Annotated in this window: 4 protein-coding genes; all 4 read right to left on the reverse strand. The window is 37.9% G+C overall.

Features of this window, described 5'->3' with window-relative positions:
* Positions 1-67: 67 nt before the first annotated feature.
* The 4 genes from PG766_RS08960 to PG766_RS08975 all read right to left on the reverse strand — a co-directional run bounded on the left by PG766_RS08960 (position 68) and on the right by PG766_RS08975 (position 6571).
* The gene (locus tag PG766_RS08960) at positions 68-5242 is read right to left on the reverse strand and encodes a DUF7604 domain-containing protein (RefSeq protein ID WP_195253435.1); all 5175 of its coding nucleotides are present in this window, start codon (positions 5240-5242) and stop codon (positions 68-70) included.
* Positions 5243-5254: 12 nt separating this feature from the next.
* A complete protein-coding gene (locus PG766_RS08965; protein WP_008371181.1) occupies positions 5255-5455 on the reverse strand; it encodes a hypothetical protein in 201 nt (66 codons plus the stop codon).
* Positions 5456-6069: 614 nt separating this feature from the next.
* Positions 6070-6297, reverse strand: coding sequence for a hypothetical protein (locus tag PG766_RS08970; protein ID WP_173699854.1), 228 nt, complete (start codon positions 6295-6297; stop codon positions 6070-6072).
* Between the two features lie 34 nt (positions 6298-6331).
* Positions 6332-6571: a hypothetical protein gene (locus tag PG766_RS08975; protein ID WP_173699855.1), complete on the reverse strand. Its 240-nt coding sequence runs from the start codon at positions 6569-6571 to the stop codon at positions 6332-6334.
* Positions 6572-6646 lie beyond the last annotated feature (75 nt).

Genomic DNA, 6646 nt, shown 5'->3' on the forward strand with positions numbered 1-6646 from the left:
TGTCCCCTCATATGGGATAATAACGTTTTTGTGTGGCAAGAAGCCACTGAAAAATTAATTCTTACAATTATTTTTCCAGCACCTCCTTGCATTTGTTTTTATATAAGATCCATACGGCTGCAAACATAAGTAAGATACCGCCAATCATATACAAGTAAATTCCGGTGCCTCCAGCTGATGGGAGGGAATAGAGAATTTCGTTTTTTACAGTTAAGGTATATTTTCCAGCTGTGTTCGAAAGTGTCCACATTGTAGGTTCACTTGAAAGTGCTTTTCCCTCCTTATCTGTTAAAGTAATCTTACCCTTTTCCTGTTTGAAATAAATCTTGTCTGCTAACAACATACAAGCTTCCGGTGCCTTTACTTCTTCCAGATAATACTGTCCAGACTGAAGATTTTTAAGTTCAGCTTTTGATCCTTCGGTATTTATTACCTGGATGGTTTCTCTTGTCTGATTTTTTCCAGACTCATCTGTATATTCAAATTTCTGAAGTTCATATGCTCCCTCATCATTCTTCTTATACAGCTTGAATTCTGCGCCATCAAATTTTGTTCCGGTTACTGAAGTCTTAATCAAATCTAAATCTGCAGTTTGTTCCGAATAAGTATTCGTGATCTGAATCTCAGCGTTCTGTGGTTCGGTAAATGTGTACGTTCCAGCTGCAAACATAGACCACTGTTTTGATGCATCAAACGTAAGTACATCCTGCCCGTCATACTTGATCTCACCATTTCTGAATACCAACGTGTCTTTTATTCCATTTCCACTATAGAAATAGCATTTTTGTAATTCTGCTTCTGGACTAAATCCGATTCCTTTGATTCCATCGATTTTATCATTTATCAATTTCACTATCTCTTTACGTTCACTGATGCTTACCGGTGTGTTTGTCCACACGAAATATCCTTCGTTCGCAGTGAGCTTTGCAACAATTAAATTAACTTTGCCTATAGAAAACGTTTTTGGTGAGCACGTAGTAGTATTTTCAGATTGTTTATATTCTTCTATTGTTGCTTGCTTTGTACTTACTGAAAAATCATTCCAATTTGTAACTTGTTGTCCATTGACAGTGACAGTTACATCGTATCCATCTTTACCGTAATTGCTTTCACTGACTTTGTATGTGCCATCCAAACAATCTTCCAGTTTCCAGGTATATGTCCATACTTTTTTGTTATCATTGCTCTGAAGTATATCGTTTAATTTACCTGCATTCATTATAAGCGTTTTAGACGTGTTTGTATCAGTATGAATCAATGTAATTGTATATGGATTCTCTGAATTAGCCAACTCTTGAATCTGTGTTTTTGTAAGTCCTTCAAACGTTTTGGTCACTTCAATAAACGGCTTATCCTCTTGATCTTTCTTCTTATTCAGAATCGTAGTGGTCTTTCCATCATCTGATTCAGTAACCTGACCGTAAAATGCGTTTGTAGCCTCTGTCTGGACTTCTTCTACTGTGTAATGGATAGCTGTTTCTTTGATACCATCTGTAGTTTCGTAAAAGTATTTATCCGGAAGATTTTCCCAGGTATAGGTCCATTTGTTTGCTTCTGACAAATTAACTTGCATGGACGTCGGAAGATTTTTTACATCTGCACTTGTAAGATACTTCGGATTATCAGCGTTTATTTGAGAATCCGCCGCTTCTGTTACATAAGCCTTCAACTCGACGCCAACGGCTACTTTATCTGAGTCATTTTCCCACTGTTTAACCACTGTATGAGAATCTGTACTGGCATTTACCTGTATAACGGGTTTTGCATAAGGTTTCTCATATGTTTTATTGTTGTACTTGTATGTTACATTTGCTGATTCGTTTGAATAGAATCCTTTTTGTTTTGAAGATGTTCCATCATTCCTAGTATCTTTTCCAGGTTTTTTATCCGTTTCAAGATATTCGTCTGTATTTTCATCACCAGTATCTGTATAGCTTTCATTCTGATACTTCAGATAGGCTTTTGTAGTTGGCTGGATTTTTGCTGTTACATAATACGTGTAACCTGATTCCAGCTTATAGCCAGGTTCAAATCGCATAATAATCTGAGTCTTGCCGTTTGAGTCTTTCGCTGTACTGACAGTTATAATCTCTGATACGGCTACTTCATCTCCTGAAGCATCTTTCAGTTTGGTGATAACCTTTCCAGTTTCATCTTTGACAACCACCTGTAAATCTTGATTAACTAATTCAACTTCATCGGTTAACGTATCGGTTACAGTTACATCTGTACAAAGAAGTTCTGTTGCATCTCTGATGATTGTATCAAAAGCATTTTTCAAATTACTTGAATCTGTACCGTTGTAACTACCGGTTACTGTTCCGCTCGGAGCATTGCTGATCAGACTTGATAAATGATTGTAACTATCTTCAGGACCAACTCCGACTGTGTAGAAGTAGTTCATACTCATTTTGCTAAGTTGAGTTTGGGCATTGGCCATTGCTGTATCACTATAGCTATTTCCGTCACCACCACCAATTCCAGTTATATTACCTTGGCTATTCTTTTTGTAGTAGAAGGTTGGATCACCATCTGACAGAAATACAACTATTTTTGTTGCATCAGTTCGTCCGCTATCAAGCAATTCCTTTGCTTTTATTAATCCTGCTTCATAATTTGTTCCACCGGCCTTTTTGTTATAACCCGAATAATTTCCAACTCTGGTGGGATATGTAATCGAGCCCTTTGTCCAATCTGTTTTGATACCCGCTTGTGTATCAAACGCCACCACTGCAAATTGAGCATCTACATTTTTCTTGTTTTTCAATTTCGCAACAGCATCTTCTACAGCTTTTTGCTGATTGTAGAAACGACTACTACTATTCGTTGTGTAGTTATTTTGGTCTCGCGAAGAATCCATTCCACGTTTCATACTGTTCGACGTATCCATCACGAACAGTACATCCAGCTTATTCGCATAGGACTCGCTTCCAACTGCACCTGAAACATTTAACGTAAGATTGTATGTACCATCTTCATTCTTAGCAATATACTTTTCATGAGACAGTTCTTTCTTTGTTTCAACAATGCCCGGTGTCGGAGGCTGTACTGGTGTGCTTGCTGAGTTGATAATCTGGTATTCACCACCGGTAAGCTTTCCAAGTTCTGTTGTACCATCTGCCTGGTATATCTTTGTGCTTAAACCATTATTACCATCAGCAGTTACTTTTACTTTCCATGAGGTTGTTGGTGTAACATAATCTTTTGGTGCCTGTGTTTCTGTTAATGTATAGGTTCCGGCTACGAGCTGCTGGAACTGAACCAATCCATCACTTTCGGAAGCTGCATACATTGTGGTCTTTGTGCTGTCATTCGTTAATGTAAACTGTGCACCGGAAAGACCGGTTCCATCTGCATCTGTTTTATAGAATGAAATGTTTGTCATCTTTGTTTTATCGACTTGCTGTATCTTCGCTGATGGAAGAGTAAACTCCATCTGACAATTAGATGCGCCTGCACCACGTTCCATATAAAGGATTGTCAATGTATGAGTCTGTTGTTTTTGTGCTTCTGTCAGATTTTCTTTATCACCAATATACTGCCACAAATCAACATTTCCTGTTGCTGCGCTATGAATACCACCAAGATCAATTACTATTTTCTTACCATCAAGAACTACCCATAAATCATCGTCACCTGTGAATTTGTAATTAAGTGGTCCTACATAATCACCAATCTTGAATGTGACATCATATCGCATTCCGAAATAATTGTTATTGCCTCTTTCACTATCTTCATAAGAAGGTTTCACACTGTTTAACGGATAGAAATTGTTTCCTGCGCCTGTAACCCAACCGTTATCCTTATTTCTTACGCCATTAAGTGTATAAGTATCACCTTTTCGGGCAAATTCCAAAGTGTAATCTTTATACACTTTTCTCAGAAATCTCTTTTCACTTCCACCGAAGATACTTCCTCCGAATTGAACGCTATAATCGCTATCCACAAAAAATCCCGGTTCTGCGTAATTGAATATTACATTACCGTTATCATCAATTTCTTTTAGCAATCCTGGGATTGTACTATCTCCTCCAGTATAACAGTTTGCATCTTTTGTATTACCGTTACTATCTGGCAAACTAATCTTATACTGTTGATACTCCGGATAATTTTGACCAACGTTTGAATCATTCGTGCCTGCAATAAGTTTTTTGTTTTCACTAACTTTTGGTGATTTGTCATTTGTCAACTGATTAAATGAATAATATGTATCACTAAAGCCCCAAGATCCATCCTGTTTACCGGCTTTAACGGTATAGTCATAAAATGTAGTACTTCCAGCAAGTGTTTTTTCTTGAGGAGTGTAATATACCCTAATTATGCAATCGCTTACGACTTGGATTTCATCAAGATTTGATATACTTTCAAATTTTCCATCTGTAGTACTCTTCTCTGCCCAATTTATGTTCCAGTTATCAGCTATGTCATAATTGCTTATGCTTTCCCCAGGTGATAATTCCTTTTTGCTTGCATATATCATAGCCTTTGGAGTCTGGGTATCATCATAGTATTCAATAGTAACGTTAACCTTTGATTTACCTTTTTGAACAATGACATATTTAGAAAAATGCGGAGCATCGAATACGACTTTTCCTTCTCCATCAACAGCACCGTTCATGTCTTCCGCTACATTATTGTCATCCACATGCAGTACTGCTGTATTCTCGTTGGATACAATCTCCGGAGTGTCTACGCTGACCTGAACCGGAGTGGTAGGCTGTACTTCAGAACCGTTTACCAAGAATTTGATATCATAGGAGAAGATATTCTTGATGGAAAACTGTTCTTCGATCGCTTTTTCTTCTACTGCTTTTTCGATCTCTTTCACTTCATCTTCTGAAGTAATCTCTGTTACGGAGAGTTGTGCGTCTGCAGGAAGAGCATCGGCTGATCCATTTACTTTAACAGTAGCATTTCCTACTTGTACTGACCATTCTTTTTTCGAAGGTATTTCGATGTCAGGTGTATCAGACACATCTTCGGTAATCGTATTTTCAGTAGACACATCTTCAGTAGTTGTATCTTCTGTAGCCTCATCTGCCGCCGGTTCTGTTACGACTTCGGCCTGGCTCTGGCTGTCTGTGTTCTGTGGCTCATCTGCCGTCGGTTCTGTTACGACTTCGGCCTGACTCTGGCTGTCTGTGTTCTGTGGCTCATCAGCAAAAGCTGATATCGTACTGCTAAGCACAAGTACCATGCAAAGCATGAATGCTATTAAACGTTTCTTTGTATTACTTTTCATGGCGTCCTCCTTCTATTCCTCAATTCTGACTTCATAATTGTTATCAAGTGCTCCGTCTATCAGCTTCAATAATTCAAGGGCACTGCGGAAATGCTGCTCTCGCTGCTCTTCCACCCAGGTAACGCTGCCCTGCCAGGTACCGTTCTGCTGATCCATGATTTTTATTAAAAAAGTTCTTGTATTTTTTTGCTTTTTATTCATGTCAGTTTTCATCTGCCCTTCCTAATTATTTAGACTTTTTTATCTTATATAGGTATTGTATCTGACAAAGCATTACGTGAATCATTACCAATAACGAAAAATATTAACTTTTTAAGCTATAACAAGAAATAGTCATGTTTTTGTAATAATATAATGATTTGATACCAGAGTCAAAATGTCAGAAAGCCGATGCAAGCTTGCTTGCAAGAGGATTTTTGACCTCTTGATCCGCCAAAAACATGAGTAAGTAGCCATTTTTCAAAGAAAAATGAGCGGACTACGAATGCTTTTGAGGATTGCGAGAGTGCAAAGCACGTAGCAATCTAGTATCAAAGGGGTCAAAATACCTTTGAACCCCAACATCATGATTTGTAGGAGTGCGTAATATTTGTGTCTGACTCTACTATATGTATTGGGATATTAGAATAGAAGTAAAAGTGGGGAATAATGTGATGGAAGTGCAAAAAGTATAGCTTGCGGGGAGCGCATAGAAAAGGAGTGATCTGGTTATAGCGGTGAGGGAGAGGGATTTTCCGGACAAAAAGATCCCGTGACTGATATTGGGGAGATGCACTGTATCTTAGACGGTGATCAGTCACGGGATGGGGGTAAGGGTTATTTAGTTTTTATTCAATGCCTAATTCTTTTAATAGTTTCTTTTGGTATTCGATGTCTTTTGCGGCATGTTCCAGATCGTTGTAGCGTTTGGCATTTAGAAGACATATGGTTAACTGGTTTAATTCTGCTCTGGTTTCAGCGCGTCCTTTCGTAAGCCCTTCCTCTCTGCCTTCCTCTTTGGCATCTTCCTTCAAGGTTTTCTCATATAAGTCTTTATCATATGTCGTCAGGATCATATTTGTTACCTCCATTTGGCATAACGTAGATAAATTACTTAGTTCCATTCAATTCAATGCCAAATTCTTTTAATAGTTTCTTTTGATATTCGATATCTTCGGTAGCACGTTCGAGGTCATTGTAGCGTTTGGATTTTAGGAGATATTTGTTTAGTAGTTTAAATTCATTTAATTCTGCTCTGATTTCAGCGCGTCCTTCCTCTCTGCCTTCTTCTCTGGCATCTTCTTTCAAGGTTTTCTCATATAAGTCTTTATCATATGTTGTTAAGATCATATTTGTTACCTCCATTTGGCATAACGTAGATAATTTACTTAGTTCCATTCAATTCAATGCCAAATTCTTTTAATA

The organism is Coprococcus sp. LG101-27 (assembly GCF_027695515.1).
Classification (GTDB): domain Bacteria; phylum Bacillota; class Clostridia; order Lachnospirales; family Lachnospiraceae; genus Allocoprococcus; species Allocoprococcus comes.